Source organism: Salinispora vitiensis (genome assembly GCF_000378825.1).
Lineage (GTDB): Bacteria > Actinomycetota > Actinomycetes > Mycobacteriales > Micromonosporaceae > Micromonospora > Micromonospora vitiensis.
Genome location: NZ_KB900388.1, coordinates 3,794,165 through 3,809,356 on the forward strand (window position 1 = coordinate 3,794,165; position 15,192 = coordinate 3,809,356).

A 15,192-nucleotide genomic window follows, 5' to 3' on the forward strand; every position below is an offset into this window, starting at 1 on the left:
CGGTCAGGGCGTGGTGGTGGCGAGTCGGTGGTTGAGGGCGGTGTGCCGTCGTCCGGCGCCGACGGTACGGACCGCGGCGGCGAGGGCCCGGCGGGAGCCGACCAGGACGACGAGCTGTTTGGCGCGGGTGACCGCGGTGTAGAGCAGGTTGCGTTGCAGCATCATCCAGGCGCTGGTGGTCAGCGGGATGACGACCGCCGGGTACTCGGAGCCCTGCGAGCGGTGGATGGTCATGGCGTAGGCGTGCGCCAGCTCGTCCAACTCGTCGAAGTCGTAGTCGATGCTCTCGTCCTCGTCGGTGCGGACGGTCAGGGTCTGCTCCTCGGTGGAGAGCTGGGTGACGATGCCGAGGGTGCCGTTGAAGACACCGGACTCACCCTTGTCGTAGTTGTTGCGAATCTGGGTGACCTTGTCGCCGATGCGGAACACCCGCCCGCCGGCACGTCGTTCCGGCTGCCCCTCCCGATGCGGGGTGAGTCGTTGCTGGAGCAGGGTGTTCAGCGCCCCCGAGCCGGCGGGACCGCGGTGCATGGGGGTGAGGACCTGTACGTCCCGGCGGGGATCCAGGCGGAACTTGGCGGGGATGCGGGAGCAGGCGACATCGACGGTCAGCTCGGCCGTGGCCTCCGTTTCGTCACAGGCGAAGAGGAAGAAATCCGGCAGGCCCTGGAGCAGGGGCGGGCGGCCGGCGTTGATCCGGTGGGCGTTGGTGACAACTCCGGACTGGGCGGCCTGGCGGAAAATCTGGGTCAACCGCACCCGCGGAATGGTGGGAGCGGCCAGTAGATCGCGCAACACCTCGCCGGCGCCGACGGAGGGAAGCTGGTCGACGTCGCCGACCAGCAGCAGGTGCGCGCCGGGTGGGACGGCCTTGACGAGCTTGTTGGCCAGGATCAGGTCGAGCATGGAGGCCTCGTCCACGACCAGCAGGTCAACGTCGAGGGGGTTGTCCCGGTCGTAGGAGGCGTCCCCGCCCGGGCGGAGCTGCAACAGGCGGTGCACCGTGGCGGCGGGATGCCCGGTCAGCTCGGAGAGGCGCTTGGCGGCCCGCCCGGTCGGGGCCACCAGCGTGACCTTGGCCTTCTTGGCGGCGGCCAGCTCGACGATCGAACGGACAGTGAAGCTCTTGCCGCAGCCCGGCCCGCCGGTCAGCACCGCGACCTTCGAGGTCAGCGCGAGCCGGACCGCCTCCTCCTGCTCCGGGGCGAGGTCGTTGCCGGTGCGCGCCTTCAGCCAGGTCAGCGCCTTGTCCCAGTCGACGCCCGCGAAGTGCGGCAACCGATCGGCCCCATCGCCGAGCAGGCGGAGCAGGCTGGTGGCGAGCGACCGCTCCGCCCGGTGGAACGGCACCAGATACACCGCCCGCACCGGCTCCGCCGGGCCGGGTGTTGCCGATGCTGGCCGGCCGGCGTCGCCGTCCGGTAGGGACTCACGGACCACGCCCTCCTCGGCGACCAGGTCGTCCAGGCAGCGGGTGACGAGGTCGGCCGGCACGTCGAGGATCTTCGTCGCGTCCGCGACCAACTCCGCTTCGGGCAGGTAACAGTGGCCGTTGTCGGTGGCCTCGGAGAGCGTGTACTGCAGGCCGGCCATGACCCGCTGCGGGCTGTCGTGCGGGATACCGACCGACCGGGCGATGGTGTCGGCGGTCTTGAAGCCGATGCCCCACACGTCGGCCGCCAGCCGGTACGGCTCCTTCGTCACCACCTCGGTGGCGGCGTCGCCGTACTGCTTGTAGATCCGTACCGCCAGCGAGGTCGAGACCCCGACGCCCTGGAGGAAGACCATGACCTCCTTGATCGCCTTCTGTTCCTCCCACGCCGCGGTGATCTTCGCGGTGCGTTTCGGGCCCAGCCCCGGCACCTCCACCAGCCGGGCCGGCTCCTCCTCGATGATCCGCAGCGTCTCCAGGCCGAAATGGGCGACGATCCGTTCGGCGAACACCGGCCCGATGCCCTTCACCAAGCCCGAGCCGAGGTAGCGCTGGATGCCCTGGATCGTGGCCGGCAGGACCGTGGTGTACGAGTCGACCTCGAACTGCCGGCCGTACTTGGGGTGCGAGGACCAGCGCCCGTGTAGCCGTAGGCTCTCCCCCGGCTGCGCGCCCAGCAGCGCACCCACCACCGTCAACAGATCACCACCGCGGTCGGTGGCGACCCGGGCCACGGTGTAGCCGGTCTCCTCGTTGACGTACGTGAGCCGCTCCAGCACCGCCTCGAGCGTCGCCAGGGCGGGACGGGGGGCGGCGGTCACGTCGGCCATCCTGCCGTACCCCAGCCGCGGCGCGGCGCTCCGGTCCGGGCTGGTTTCTTGGCGCGACTGGCGACAGGTCCAAGATCCGGAGAGGCGGGTGGCCGTCCGGTCAGACCTGCGCCTGTCCCGCTGATGGCAGGACCACCCGAACGACCGCGCCACCGCCCGGGACGTTCTCCGCCCATACCCGCCCCCCGTGGGCGCTGACTACGGCACGCACGATGGCGAGCCCGATCCCCGAGCCGCCGTTGTCCCGGTCCCGGGCCGTATCGACCCGGTAGAAGCGTTCGAAGACATGCGGGAGGTGCTGCGTCGGGATGCCGGGACCGGTGTCGGCCACCGCCAGCTCCACACTTCTGGCGCCGCTGATCACCTGCACCGTGACGGTCCCGCCCTCGGGTGTGTGCCGGAGCGCGTTGTCCAGGAGGTTGCCGAGCACCTGCCCCATCCGCTGCGGGTCGACGTCGACCGGTGGGGAAGGGTGAAGATCGCTGCGCAGCGTCACGCCCTTGCCGGCGAAGCGGGGCCGCACCGCGGTCACGGCGTCCCAGACCAGGTCCGCCGGGGCCGTCTGTACCGGGTGCAGGTCGAGCTGATGCGTCTCGGCGCGGGAGACCGCGGCGATGTCGTCGGCGAGGCGGTGCAACCGCGCGGTCTGGGCCCGCAGCACCGACTGAAGGTCCTCGTCGTCAACGGCGACGCCGTCCTCAGCCGCTTCGAGGTAGGCCTCGATGGTGGCGAGCGGGGTGCGCAGTTCGTGACCGAGGTCGGCGAGGAGCCGTCGCCGGGTCGTTTCGACGGTCTCCAGGCCTTCCGCCATGGTGTTGAACGAGTCGGTGAGGGTCTTGAGCTCGTTGCCGAGGCCGGGGTCGGTCATCCGAACGTCGTAGTGTCCGTCGGCGAGACTGGCCGACGCGTGCGCGAAGTGAGTGACCGGGCTGGCGATCCGCCGTGTCGCGTACGCGCTGGCCGCCAGCGCCGCGACCAGCGCGGCGAGGAGACCGACACCGAGCGCGAGCGCGTTCGCCGAGGCGTACGCCCGCTCGACGTGCCAGCGCGCCTCGGCGCTGACCTCCCCGCCGACCTGCCCCAGGTGCTCGTGGAAGATCCGTGGTCCCACCGCGCTGGCGACCAGCGCCAGGGTCAGCCCGCCGACGGCGAGCGCGAGCACCTGCGCGGCGAAGAGCCGTACGGCGAGGCTGACGCGCCAAGAGTTCACGACTGCGGTCCCATCCGGTAGCCGATGCCCCGGACGGTGCGGATGAACCGGGGGCGGGCGGGGGTGTCGCCGAGCTTGCGGCGCAGATGGCCGATGTGCACGTCGACCAGGTGCTCGTCGCCCACCCACCCTTCACCCCACACCGCGGTGATCAACTCAGCGCGGCTCAACGCGACATTCGGTCGGCCGGACAGAACTGCCAGCAGATCGAACTCGGTGCGGGTGAGCGGCACGGGCACCTCGTCGAGGCGGGCTTCGCGGGCTGGCACGTCCACCGCCAGCGGACCGAACCGACGCGGTGCCGGCTCCGGCCGGTCGCGGGGCTGGCGTGGACGACGCCGCATCGCGGCCACCCGGGCGACAAGTTCTCGAGGGCTGAACGGCTTGGTGAGGTAGTCGTCCGCTCCAACCCCGGGCCCGGTCAGCTTGTCGGCCTCCTCGGTGCGGGCGGTCAGCATCACGATGTAGCAGTCGCTGAACGACCGCAACCGCCGGCATACCTCCACACCGTCGAGGCCGGGCAGCATCAGGTCCAGGACGACGACGTCGGGCTCGTCCGCCCGGGCGGCATCGAGCGCCGCCGGGCCGTCAAAGACGCAGCGCACCTGGTAGCCATCGCGCTCGAGATAGCTCGCCACGACCTTGGCGAGGCTCCGTTCGTCGTCGACGACCAGCACCCGTCCACTGCTGTCCTGATCCCTCGTGGCCGTGCCCCTCACTCCGGCGCGTACCGATCAGTCCAGGTAGCACCGCCGTCGGTGCTGGCTACGATCCGGTCCCCGGCGAGCGCGGCGAAGAGGGTGCCGTCCTGCACGGCGAAACTGTGCGGCTCGCCCGGCACCGCTCCGCGCCGCTGCCACTGCCCCCCGCCGTCCGACGACGACCAGACCGCCCCGTCCGCCGCGACCGCCCACACGCCGGTGTGGTCCCAGGCCAGCAGGCCGACAGCAGGAGCCTCCGGCACCCGCTGCCAGCCGCGGCCGCCGTCGGTGGAGCGCTGCAGGCCGTCGCGTCCGACGGCGAGGACTGTCCCGCCGTCAGCCGGGCTGACCGCGAACGCGCCGATCGTCGTACGGGAACGGCGCTCCCACTCCCGCTGGTCGGCGCTGACCATGAACTCGCCGTCGACCGAGTTGTAGCCGTAGACCGAGCCGTGAGCGACCTGGAGCCCGTGGAAGTCCGCCGTACCGGTAAGCGACTTCTCCCGCCAGGTCACGCCACCGTCGGTCGACTCGATCAGGCCCACGTTGGCCGGGCCGCGCGTGGAGTGGCCCGAGGCCAGGTAGTGCCCGGGGCCGACCATGGTGAAGCCCATCAGGTCCAGGTAGTCCTTTGACACGCGTACGGCGGTCCGTTGACCGTCGATGCGGTACAGCCCGACGTGCGTGGCGACATGCAGGGCGCCGCTACCCGGGTCGACCGCGATCCCGTGGACGTGCCCGAACGCGGAGCTTCCGGCACCGCCGGTGGTGGCACCGTTCGAAGGTCCCTGGCTGCGCAGAGCGAACACCACCACGGCGGTGAGCGTGGCCAGCACGGCCAGCGCCGCAATGATGATCATCCGCGGCGGTGCGGCCAGCGCACTGCGACCCTGCGACTTTGGCGCGGATCCGGACCTGCTGCGTGGTCGCATCTGCTGCGACGTCCTACTCATCGGCTACGTTCACTTCCTCATCCTTGCCTGACCCGGTGCAGGGTGGCCCCCGGCGCGGGATCAGGGTGACCTCTCGTCCCCATCAACCATGGCCCGAAGCCAGCGGAAAGACCCCTTCGGGGCCATGGAGATTCTCTGAAGAAGCGGCCCGATCACTACTCGCCGGGCGGGCCGTCGAAGACGCTGGTGGTGCACACGAAGGAGCCTCTATGCCATCGCTGCTCACCCGCCGGCACGTGATCGCCGGGATCGCCGGGGCTGCCGGTCTCGCCGGCACCGCCGGAGTCGTCGCCGTCGCCGCCAACCGAAACACCCCGAAACTGGTCGACCCCCACTCCGAGGCCATCCACCGCGCCGAACTGGCCCGGCAACGCCCCGGCGCCGCCACCGTCCGCGCCACCCTCACCCCCCGTCCGGTGACCCTGGACCTTGGCGGCGTGACGGTCGACACCTGGGGGTACGCCGAGGACGCTCCCGCTCCGCTGATCAGGGCTAAGGCCGGTGACCGGCTCCGCGTCGACGTGGTCAACGAGTTGCCTGTGGACACCAGCGTGCACTGGCACGGCATCGCGCTGCGCAACGACATGGACGGCGTCCCCGGGGTCACCCAGGACCCGATCGGCGCGGGCGGGCGGTTCACCTACGACTTCACCGCGCCCCACCCGGGAACCTACTTCTACCATCCGCACTCCGGGGTGCAACTCGACCGAGCGCTTTACGGCGTCCTGATTGTGGACGACCCGAATGACGCGGGCCGCTACGACCAGGAGTGGATCGTCGTCCTGGACGACTGGGTCGACGGCACCGGGCACACCCCGGACGACGTGCTGGCCGCGCTCGGCGACGGCACCGCCGGGATGCACGGCGGGCACGACACACCCGGCATGGACCACGGCGGGATGCCGATGGACGACGGCAACATGGAATCCATGACCTCGCCGTTGCTCGGCGGCGCGGGGGACGTCGACTACCCGCACTACCTGATCAACGGTCGGGTGCCGGCCGCCCCCGTCACGCTCACCGCCCAGCCCCGGCAGCGGGTACGCATCCGGCTGGTCAACGCCGCCTCCGACACCGCATTCCGGGTGGCGCTGGGCGAGCACCAGCTTACTGTCACGCACAGTGACGGGTTTCCGGTCGTTCCGGACGTCACTGACGCACTGGTCGTCGGGATGGGTGAGCGGGTCGACGTCGAGGTCGTCGTCGCCGACGGGGTGTTCCCCCTCGTCGCGGTCGCCGAGGGCAAGACGGGCCAGGCGCTCGCCGTGGTCCGGACCGGAGGCGGCAGCCCACCGTCAGCCGAGGTGCGCGCGGCCGAACTCGACCGCCGCGTCATTCTCACCAACCAGCTGCGGGCCGCGGACAACGTACGGCTGCCCCAGCGCGAGCCGGACCGGACCCACGATCTGGTCCTCGGCGGCGGCATGATGCCCTACCGCTGGACCATCAACGGCAAGACCTTCACCGACGCCGAGCCGCTCCTGGTCGGGGAGGGCGAACGGGTACGGCTACGGATGATCAACCAATCGATGATGTTCCACCCCATGCACGTGCACGGGCACACCTTCGCCCTCGGCGACGGCGGCGCCCGCAAGGACACCGTCATCGTGACCCCGCACCAGACCGTCACTGTCGACCTCGACGCGGACAACCCAGGACAGTGGATGACCCACTGCCACAACATCTACCACGCCGAGACCGGCATGATGATTAACCTGGCGTACCAGCTGTGAGCTGCCCGGACAACGGGACTGGTCCAGCCTGACGCGACGGTCCGACATAGCTGTGGTGCCGGGAGGGCCGCGTGGCTACTGTCGGGCCATGCCGCTGAGTTCGCACGAGGTCGAGCTGTTCGAGCGCTCCAGGGCTCGGTTGGAGGCGATCGCCTACCGGCTGCTCGGCTCGGCGAGCGACGCCGAGGACGCGGTCCAGGAGACGTTTCTCCGGTGGCAGGCCGCCGACCGGACGACGGTCCGGACGCCCGAGGCGTGGCTGACGAGGGTGCTCACCAACCTCTGTCTCAACCAGCTCACCTCGGCGCGCGCCCGGCGCGAGCGGTACGTGGGCACCTGGCTGCCCGAGCCGTTGCTCCCCGGGGATCCGATGCTCGGCCCGGTCGACACCGTGGAGCAGCGGGAGTCGGTGTCGATGGCGGTGCTCGTCCTGCTGGAGCGGCTCTCGGCCAACGAGCGGGTGGTGTACGTGCTCCGGGCGGCGTTCGGCTACTCGCACGCTGAGATCGCCGAGTTCCTCGACCTCACCGAGTCGAACTGCCAACAGCTCTATCGGCGGGCGAAGCAGCATCTCAGCACCGGCCGGATCCGCGCGGAGGTGGACGCGACCAGCACGCGGAAGGTGGTCGAAGAGTTCCTCGTGGCCGCCACCAGTGGGGAGGTTGGGCGGCTCGTCGAGCTCCTGACCGCGGACGCGACGAGCGTCGGCGACGGTGGTGGCAAGGTTGCGGCCCGGACCACGCCGGTCGTCGGCGCGCTGGCGGTGGCGAGGTTCCTGCGCGGTCTCCTCGCTCCCACCCCCGTCAAACGCGACCGGATGGGTGGCCGACCCGCTGTCCATGCCGGCGTTGTCAACGGTGGGCCCGCGGTGGTGGTCGTGCTCGACGACCGGGTCGTCGCCGTCATGGCCCTGCACCTGACCGGGGAGGGCATCGCGGCCATTCATACCCAGGTCAACCCCGACAAGCTCGCCCGCGCCACGCACCGCTGGTCCGCGGTCGAGCCCGGTGAACCCCTCATCGAAGCTTGGTGACCTAGCTCACGGCGGGCTCCTGTCAGGAACCGCGTCGCTGTCCGGTTCAGGAGGCGGACGCATCGAGACAGGAGTGAGATGATGGAACACCGCATCGTCGTCCTCGGGGCCGGCTACGCCGGAGCCGCCGCCGCCGGACGCCTCGCCCGGCGGCTGCACCCCGACAGCGTCGAGATCACTGTCGTCAACGCCGGGGCCGAGTTCGTCGAGCGGGTCCGGCTGCATCAGCTCGCGACCGGGCAGCGTCTCGCCCGCCGCCGGCTGCGCGACATCTACGCGGGTACGGACGTGCGGCTACTCCTGGGGCGAGTCACCGCCGTTGATCTCGACCGCAGGGTCGTCGCGCTGGTGGATCAGCAGGGCGCGGACGAGATCAGCTACGACACCCTCGTCTACGCCCTCGGTAGCACCGGTACTGACCACGGGGTTCCCGGTGTCGCCGCGCACGCCTACGACATCGCCGGAAGGGAGTCCGCCCTGCGGCTGCGTGATCGTCTGGTTCGCCTCGGCGCCGGCGGGAACGTTCTGGTCGTTGGAGGTGGGCTGACCGGTCTCGAGGCCGCCACCGAGATCGCCGAGGCACGGCCGGACCTCGCCGTCGCGCTCGCCGCCCGCGGCGGCCTCGGTGACTGGCTGGACGGCGGGGCGCGGCGTCACCTGCGACGTGTCTGCGACCGGCTCGGCATCACCGTGCACGAGCAGACGAACATCGTCGGGGTCGACGCGGCCACCGCGGTTACCGGCGACGCCCGAACCGTTCCGGCTCAGGTGACCGTCTGGACGGCGGGCTTCGCCGTTCACCCCATCGCCGCCGCCACGCGCCTTGAGCTTGCCGAAACTGGACAGATTCGGGTCGATGCCACTATGCGGGCGGTCTCGCACCCCGAGGTGTATGCGATCGGGGATGCCGCGTTCGCCGAGGGGCCCGGGGGCAAGCCGCTCCGGATGTCCTGCGCTGCCGGGATCCCGATGGGCTGGCAGGCCGCCGACGCGATCGCCGCGCGGCTGACCGGCCGGGAGGTGCCGGAACTCGCGTTCCGTTACTACAACCAGTGCGTCAGTCTCGGCCGGCGGGACGGGCTCGTCCAGTTCGTGACCGCCGATGACCAGGCCAAGGCGTCGTTCCTCGCGGGGAGAGTGGCAGCCCGCTACAAGGAGATGTTCTGCAGGGGAGCGGCCTGGAGCGTCCGCCACCCCACGCTGCTGCTACCGACCCGTCGCCGCCAGGCCAGCCTGAGCGGGCAGGAGACAATGCGATGAGCCGCGGGGAGTAGACGACCGGTGCCCGGTCGCCGAGCTCACGGTGGGGCGCGGGCGGTAGGGGTGCTGTGGGGCTCGTGGCGCGTGGCTATCGGTGCGGTGAAAGATGCGCTCGACCCATCTGCACCGCTGGCGATTATGGCGCACGGTTACCGATGTGTTTGCCCGTGTACGTGTGGTATGCCGGTAGCTGTGGGGTGGTCCGGTATGGCGGTGGGTGCGGGTATGGCGGCTGGGGGGCCGACTAGCTTGGTCAGTTCGGCGCTGAAGGCGTCGCCGACGGCGCGGATTTGGGCGCTGGCACCGTCGAGTTGGGTGGTGGCGCCTGCGACTGCGGCGAGGATGTTCCGGGCGATGGCGGCGAGGCGTTCGACTTGTTCGCGGTCGGCGGAGTACTGCTGCCCGGCGCGGACGCGGTAGGCGTGGGCGGCTGCTTCTGCCTCGCGGCGTGCCTCGACGACGACGCGTTCGGCTTGGCCACGTGCGTCGGTTTGCATGCTGCGGGCGTGGGTCTTGGCGTCGGCGATGAGTTGGTCGGCCTGTTGCTGGGCAGTGGCCAAGATGTTGATCGCCTCGTTGGAGAAGGCGCGTTGGCGGGCGGGTTCGGTGTCGATGTTCTGGTTGCGGAAGAAGCCGCGTAGTCGGTTGATTTCTGCGAGGTCGCGGGCATGGGTGCTGGTCCAGCGTTGCACTTCCTCGGCCATGCGGGCGAGGAAGGCCTCGACCTCGTCCGGGCGGTAGCCGCGGCGGGCGAGTGCGGTTTCGCGGAATCGCTGTCCCCGGATGTGTTCCGGGGACAGCGGTTGCCATCCGCGAGGCAGGGCTTGTTCCAGCCCGAGGTTAGGCCTGTCGTCGGGGTAGTTAGATGTGTTCATCGTGCGTACACCTCGGCGCGGTCGGCCACCGCAACGGTGGCTACGGAGTCGGGGCGGTAGGGGTCGTTGGTGCCGTCTTCGCTTCGGATCTGCTGCGGGGCGATACCGGCCTCGGCGAGGCGTTCGCGGCTGGTGGCGACCATTTCGGCTGGACCGCACACGTAGATGTCGTGCGCGTCCCAGCGGCCCATGCGTAGTGCGACATCCACGGCGTTACCGCGGTCAACACTGGCGGCGTGGGCGTCGTGAGACAGGGTGGGGATGACGGTCAACCAGGGCATCTGCTGCGCCATGGATTCCAGGGCGGGCAGGTCGTACAGGTCGCCGCTTGTGCGGCCGCCGACGACGAGGGTGACTCGTCGTCGGCCGCCCTCGGCGGCGAGTTGTTCGGTCAGTGCCTTCAGGGGTGCCAGGCCGGTGCCGCCAGCGAGCAGTAAGAGGTCGCGGCCGGAGTCCGGGTCCAGGGTCAGGCTGTGCCCGATGGGCGCGCCGACGCGGACCTCGTCACCGTTGCGCAGCGACTGCACAATGGCGGTGGAGACCTCCCCACCCGGTACCGCCTTCACGTGCAGCTCGACCAGCCCATCGCGACGCGGAATGTTCGCCGGCGAGTAGTACCGCCAGAGGCGAAGCCGCGTCGGCACCTCGATCGCGCAGGACTGGCCGGGCAGGTACCAGTAGGGCATGGGCTGGTCCACCTGCAGCCGGACCACGGCCACATCCAGGCCCCGGCGCTCGTGTTCGACAACCAGCGCTTGCCAGTACGGGGGCTCGTTGCGGGTGGCCTCCGCCGCGGCATCACACATGACCTGCGCGACCAGGCCGTACGCCTCAGTCCACCCGGCGGCCAGGTCGGCGTCCCAGTCGGGGCCGAGGAACTGGCTGAGGGTGGCCAGTAACGCCTCCCCCACGGGCGGGTAGTGCTCGGGACGAACGTCGAAGCGCCGGTGGTCGCGGCCCAGCCCGCGCACGAAGGGCAGCATCACGTCTGGCTCACCAACCCTGGCGACAATGCGTCCAAGCGCGGTGACCAGCCGATCCCGCTGGCCCGCCATGGACGCCGGGAAGAGCTGTCGCAGCTGCGGGTTACGCGCGAACAAGGCCGCGTAGAAGTAGGCCGGCACCGAATCACCGTGCGCGACAACTCGAGCCCACGATGCTTGTAGCCGGTCAGGGTCCACCGTCACGTCGACACGCCGGCCGCTGCTGGGTCGGAGTCGGCGCTTACGACGGTGGCTTGTAGCGCGGTAAGGGTCTCGGCTACTGCCGCGAGGACATCGGCTGGAGCATGTTCGATGTACAGGCATGCGAGCAGGTAGTCGGCGACCGAGCGATACTGCGCATCCGTAATGGCAACTGGTTTATGCACTGTGGCAAGATCTCGACCGGTGTAGGCCTTGGGGCCATCGAGGACCTGCGACAGCAGCGCAGCCATGTGCCGTTTGAGTGGTGCTAAGTCTGTATCGTGGAAGGTCGGACGCAGCAGCGAGTCGTCCAGGATTAGCGTGTAGAGCCGGTCCACGACTCGCGTCACGGTTGACGCGCCGCCAATTCGGTCGTACATCGATTCGGTCTTTTCTGGCTGCGTTGTTGTGGTCATATATCCGCCTTTAGTCGCAGAGATTGCGGGAACGGACGGGTGCCGGCATGGAGGTGTTGGGGCGCGGCGCCGCCAGATCTTTCGCACGCATTGCGGCCGTTTCCGGTTTGGAATTGCTTGCCTGGCAGCTTGAGTGTCCGGGTGTTGGCGTTTGTCCTCAACCCTTGCTTTGCGTGATCGATCTGCCCCAGCGACGATAGTCGCAGCCGACCGGACGTGTCTACGTCCAAAATGCGGACAAACCTCTTTGCTTAGTCGATGTAGCTTGGCCTGGGACTGTACGTAGCTCCTCTGACAAGCATTGGGTTGGTAGTCGGTTCGTAGGGCTTGGTAGACAACGTCGGATAGGCGTCGCTTCAGCGCGGGGAGGGCTTCCCGGTCGCCGTCCCCGGAGTTTTTGTGGCGTGAGGAGTTCCTTGACGGGTTGGTGGCATCGGGCCTGGGCTTATCGCGATGCGGTGCAGGGCGGCGTTGAGTTGGCGGTTGCCGGTGCGGCTGAGTGGCGTCGGCGCTGGACGCGCCGCCCGGGGGGTCGTGCATCGACTTCACTCGGCCCCCTGGGTCTGGTCCGTGGAGTGACTGGCGCGGCGATTTGGTGTAACCACTGTGTTACGTTGACTTAACCGGTTTAGTTCAGTGCCAGTACGATACCAACTCGGCTCGACTGGGGGCCCACTGCCCCGATCCCGGCGGCGCCTACGGGTGCCCGTCAGCCGCGGCGGGCGGCGTCGATCAGCTCGGTGACCGCGGCGGCAGCGGCGTCTGGCCGGCCGTGGCGGCGGGCGGCCTCCGCCAGGGCGTGCCGACGCTGCGCGTCGTCGAGCAACGTCAAGAGTTCGGCGCGGAGCGCGGCACCGGTGGCGTCACCGCCGGTGAGCATCCGCGCCGCGCCGGCCGCGGCGAGGTGCCGGGCGGTCTGCCGCTGCTCGTCGCCGGAGGTCGGCACGAGTGGAATCAGGATTGCCGGTCGGCCCAACGCGGTCAGCTCGGCTACCGTGCCGGCGCCACTGCGCGCGACCACGATGTCGGCGGCGGCGAGCACATCGGGCAGCTGCCCATGGATGTAGTCCACGACGCGGTAACGGGCCTGTAGGTGCGGCGGTAGCTGGGCGGCGATCTGTCGCATCCGGTCCAGGCTGTACTCCCCGCACTGGTGCAGCACCTGGCAGCGTTGCAAGACATCGGGGAGGACCTCGGCGACCATCTGGTTCACCTGCACCGCGCCCTGCGCGCCGCCGGTGACGAAGACCAGTGGCAGGTGCGGCTCCAGCCCGTAGGCGGCGCGACCGGCAGCCGGGTCTCCGGTAAGCATGTCGGGGCGGACCGGGTTGCCGGTAACCACCGCTCTGGCCTGCGCTCGCTTCGACAGGTTCGGCAACGAGGAGGCGTGGCTCAGCAGCACCCGGCGGGCGACTAGGGCGAGAATCCGGTTGGCCAGGCCCAGGTTGAGGGTTTGCTCGTGCATGACCAGGGGGCGCCGGGCCAGCCAGGCGGCCAGACCGATCGGGACGGAGACATAGCCGCCGGTGGAGAGGACCACGTGCGGCCGGACCCGCAGTACGGTCGCCATGGCCTGCAGTACGCCGATCGGAATCCGGAACGCGTCGGTGATGTTGCGCCACAGCTCCTGACGGTTGGGCGATCGCCGTAGCTTTCCGGTGGTGATGGCGCGGAAGGGCAGGCCCTCCTGCCGGGCGATCTTCGCCTCCAGTCCCTGCTCGACACCGACCCAGAGAATCTCGGGCTCGGCGCCGGTTTCGGCGAGGCGGGCGCGGAGCGTCCGGATGGTTGTCAGCGCCGGGTAGGTGTGCCCCCCGGTGCCACCGCCGGTGACGATGATTCGCAAGCCGTGGAGCTGTTGAGCACTGTAGACGGCCATGCGTTCCCCTGTGCGGTGTCCGTCCGGCTGGCATCTTGCCGGCGAGCCAGGATGGACTGGTGGGCGTTCTGACGTTGTTGGAGATCGACTATAACGCCCGCGAACTCCGTCGCTTCGTCGCCTGCCGCGCCGCCCGTCGCTTGGTCGCCTGCCGCGTCGCCCGTCGCTTGGTCGCCTGCCGCGTCGCCCGTCGCGCTGCCGCTGCCCTGCTGCCCCGCTGCCTTGCTGCCGGAGGATTGTCGGGTGCGGCGGCGGGTAGGTAATCAGGATGCAGACGTTCCTCCCGTACCCGGACTTCCTGGCCAGCGCGGCCGTGCTGGACCAACGACGGCTCGGTAAGCAGCGGGTGGAGGCGATTCAGGTACTGCGGGGGCTGACCCGTCCGGGTTACGGCTGGCGACACCATCCGGCGGTGAAGATGTGGGCCGGCTACGAGGAGGCACTGACTCGGTACGGCCTGGACGTGTGCGCGGTCTGGTGCGAGCCGGGCCGAGCCGACACCTGTGCCGCGACGCTGGTCGACGACTTCGCCGCCGCCCGCGGCGTACGCACCGTACGCACCCAGGCCGAGTTGGCGGACGCCGGTGAGCTACCGCCCTGGCTAGGCCGCGACGACCTGCACCTGAGTCACCGTTCGTCGCTGCTGCGCAAGGACCCCGAACACTATCGCCCGCAGTTCGGGGACATCCCGATCGATCTGGAATACGTCTGGCCCCGTTCGGATCGCGCCCCCGGCTAGGAAGGTCGCGCCCCGGCTAAAAGGAGCCGCCGGCTGGGAAGGGCCGCCGGACCGTGACCGGCGTCACCGAGATGGGGCGGGGCGGCGGCTGCGTCGATATCGTCACCGCGGCGACATGGACCGGAGGGAGAGTTGCGGTGACGGACGCGGAACTGCTTGTCGAGGTGGCCGGTCCGGTGGCGACCGTGGTGATCCACAATCCGGCCCGGCGGAACGCGATGACCGCGGCGATGTGGCGACGCCTGCCGGGGGTGCTCGATCGGCTGGAGGTCGACCCGGCGGTACGGGCCCTGGTGCTCACCGGAGCCGACGACACCTTCTGCGCCGGCGCGGACCTCGGTGACCTGGACGAGCTGCTGGACGCCGGTGACGCCAGTATCGCTGTCACCGCCGAGGAGCGACTCGCCGCCTTCGCCAAGCCGACAGTCGCCGCGATTCGCGGCGCCTGCGTCGGTGGTGGGTGTCAACTCGCCGTCGCCTGCGACCTGCGGCTCGCCGCCGACGACGCGCGCTTCGGCGTACCTCCGGCCCGGCTCGGCCTGGTCTATCCGGCACCCACCACCCGCCGGCTGGCCCGACTGGTCGGGCCGTCCACGGCGAAGGCTCTGCTCTTCACGGCGGAGCTGATCGACGCCGAGCGGGCGCTCCGGGTTGGCCTGGTGGACGAGGTGCTGCCCGCTGCCGCGCTCTCGGCCCGGGTCGGTGCGGTTACCGCCGCGATGACCGCGCGGTCCCGGCTCAGCGTGATGGCGGCCAAGGAAATCGTCGACGGGCGGGCGGACGATGACCGGATCGCCTGGTGGCACGGGCAGGTGCGGGCCAGCGGGGAGGCCCGGGAGGGTGTGGCGGCGGCCAACGAGCGCCGGCCGGCCCGGTTTCCGTGGTCCCCGCCCGAGGTGGGGGCCGGTGGAGCGGGCGGCACCGGGTAGCGGTGGGTCGCCCCCGCC

At 70.2% G+C, this 15,192-nt stretch carries 15 protein-coding genes; 7 read left to right on the plus strand and 8 right to left on the minus strand.

Going from position 1 to position 15,192, the window contains the following annotated elements; genetic code table 11:
• Window positions 1-3: 3 nt before the first annotated feature.
• The 4 genes from recD2 to SALPAC2_RS0117955 form a co-directional block, all read right to left on the minus strand.
• Complete coding sequence (gene recD2 / locus SALPAC2_RS0117940; RefSeq protein WP_018218016.1) at window positions 4-2,262, minus strand: SF1B family DNA helicase RecD2; 2,259 nt, start codon at window positions 2,260-2,262, stop codon at window positions 4-6.
• Window positions 2,263-2,362: 100 nt separating this feature from the next.
• Window positions 2,363-3,472 (minus strand): HAMP domain-containing sensor histidine kinase, encoded by a 1,110-nt coding sequence (locus tag SALPAC2_RS0117945; protein WP_018218017.1) that lies wholly within the window; start codon window positions 3,470-3,472, stop codon window positions 2,363-2,365.
• Window positions 3,469-4,191 (minus strand): response regulator transcription factor, encoded by a 723-nt coding sequence (locus SALPAC2_RS0117950; RefSeq protein ID WP_026184851.1) that lies wholly within the window; start codon window positions 4,189-4,191, stop codon window positions 3,469-3,471. Before SALPAC2_RS0117950 ends, SALPAC2_RS0117945 begins: the two co-directional genes overlap by 4 nt.
• Complete coding sequence (locus SALPAC2_RS0117955) at window positions 4,188-5,009, minus strand: F510_1955 family glycosylhydrolase (protein ID WP_223874083.1); 822 nt, start codon at window positions 5,007-5,009, stop codon at window positions 4,188-4,190. Before SALPAC2_RS0117955 ends, SALPAC2_RS0117950 begins: the two co-directional genes overlap by 4 nt.
• Window positions 5,010-5,022: 13 nt before the next feature.
• Between SALPAC2_RS0117955 and SALPAC2_RS28225 the strand changes: the two genes are divergently transcribed.
• The 4 genes from SALPAC2_RS28225 to SALPAC2_RS0117970 all read left to right on the plus strand — a co-directional run bounded on the left by SALPAC2_RS28225 (window position 5,023) and on the right by SALPAC2_RS0117970 (window position 9,152).
• Window positions 5,023-5,157 carry a hypothetical protein gene (locus tag SALPAC2_RS28225; protein WP_263404658.1) on the plus strand — a complete coding sequence of 45 codons (135 nt, stop codon included), beginning with the start codon at window positions 5,023-5,025 and terminating at the stop codon, window positions 5,155-5,157.
• 178 nt (window positions 5,158-5,335) lie between these two features.
• Window positions 5,336-6,859, plus strand: a complete 1,524-nt coding sequence (locus SALPAC2_RS0117960; protein WP_018218021.1) for a multicopper oxidase family protein — start codon at window positions 5,336-5,338, stop codon at window positions 6,857-6,859.
• Window positions 6,860-6,947: 88 nt separating this feature from the next.
• Window positions 6,948-7,892: an RNA polymerase sigma-70 factor gene (locus SALPAC2_RS0117965; protein ID WP_018218022.1), complete on the plus strand. Its 945-nt coding sequence runs from the start codon at window positions 6,948-6,950 to the stop codon at window positions 7,890-7,892.
• Window positions 7,893-7,973: 81 nt separating this feature from the next.
• Entirely contained in the window at window positions 7,974-9,152 is a 1,179-nt protein-coding gene (locus SALPAC2_RS0117970) for an NAD(P)/FAD-dependent oxidoreductase (RefSeq protein ID WP_026184853.1), read from the plus strand.
• Window positions 9,153-9,301: 149 nt separating this feature from the next.
• Here SALPAC2_RS0117970 and SALPAC2_RS0117975 read toward each other — a convergent pair whose 3' ends face one another.
• From SALPAC2_RS0117975 to SALPAC2_RS0117990, 4 genes are all read right to left on the minus strand, one after another.
• A complete protein-coding gene (locus tag SALPAC2_RS0117975; RefSeq protein ID WP_018218024.1) occupies window positions 9,302-10,027 on the minus strand; it encodes a DivIVA domain-containing protein in 726 nt (241 codons plus the stop codon).
• Entirely contained in the window at window positions 10,024-11,214 is a 1,191-nt protein-coding gene (locus SALPAC2_RS0117980) for a globin domain-containing protein (protein WP_026184854.1), read from the minus strand. Before SALPAC2_RS0117980 ends, SALPAC2_RS0117975 begins: the two co-directional genes overlap by 4 nt.
• Window positions 11,211-11,627 (minus strand): group I truncated hemoglobin, encoded by a 417-nt coding sequence (locus tag SALPAC2_RS0117985; RefSeq protein WP_223874081.1) that lies wholly within the window; start codon window positions 11,625-11,627, stop codon window positions 11,211-11,213. The genes SALPAC2_RS0117980 and SALPAC2_RS0117985 overlap by 4 nt, the downstream gene beginning before the upstream one ends.
• A gap of 709 nt (window positions 11,628-12,336) precedes the next feature.
• Window positions 12,337-13,506 carry a UDP-N-acetylglucosamine--N-acetylmuramyl-(pentapeptide) pyrophosphoryl-undecaprenol N-acetylglucosamine transferase gene (locus SALPAC2_RS0117990; RefSeq protein WP_018218027.1) on the minus strand — a complete coding sequence of 390 codons (1,170 nt, stop codon included), beginning with the start codon at window positions 13,504-13,506 and terminating at the stop codon, window positions 12,337-12,339.
• 59 nt (window positions 13,507-13,565) lie between these two features.
• On the opposite strand from SALPAC2_RS0117990, the gene SALPAC2_RS27360 reads away from it, so the two are divergent.
• The 3 genes from SALPAC2_RS27360 (at window position 13,566) to SALPAC2_RS0118000 (ending at window position 15,174) form a co-directional block, all read left to right on the plus strand.
• Window positions 13,566-13,769: a hypothetical protein gene (locus SALPAC2_RS27360; RefSeq protein ID WP_162561363.1), complete on the plus strand. Its 204-nt coding sequence runs from the start codon at window positions 13,566-13,568 to the stop codon at window positions 13,767-13,769.
• 5 nt (window positions 13,770-13,774) lie between these two features.
• Window positions 13,775-14,245 (plus strand): MSMEG_6728 family protein, encoded by a 471-nt coding sequence (locus SALPAC2_RS0117995; protein ID WP_018218028.1) that lies wholly within the window; start codon window positions 13,775-13,777, stop codon window positions 14,243-14,245.
• 71 nt (window positions 14,246-14,316) lie between these two features.
• Window positions 14,317-15,174 (plus strand): enoyl-CoA hydratase/isomerase family protein, encoded by an 858-nt coding sequence (locus SALPAC2_RS0118000; RefSeq protein WP_050563196.1) that lies wholly within the window; start codon window positions 14,317-14,319, stop codon window positions 15,172-15,174.
• Window positions 15,175-15,192: the final 18 nt, after the last annotated feature.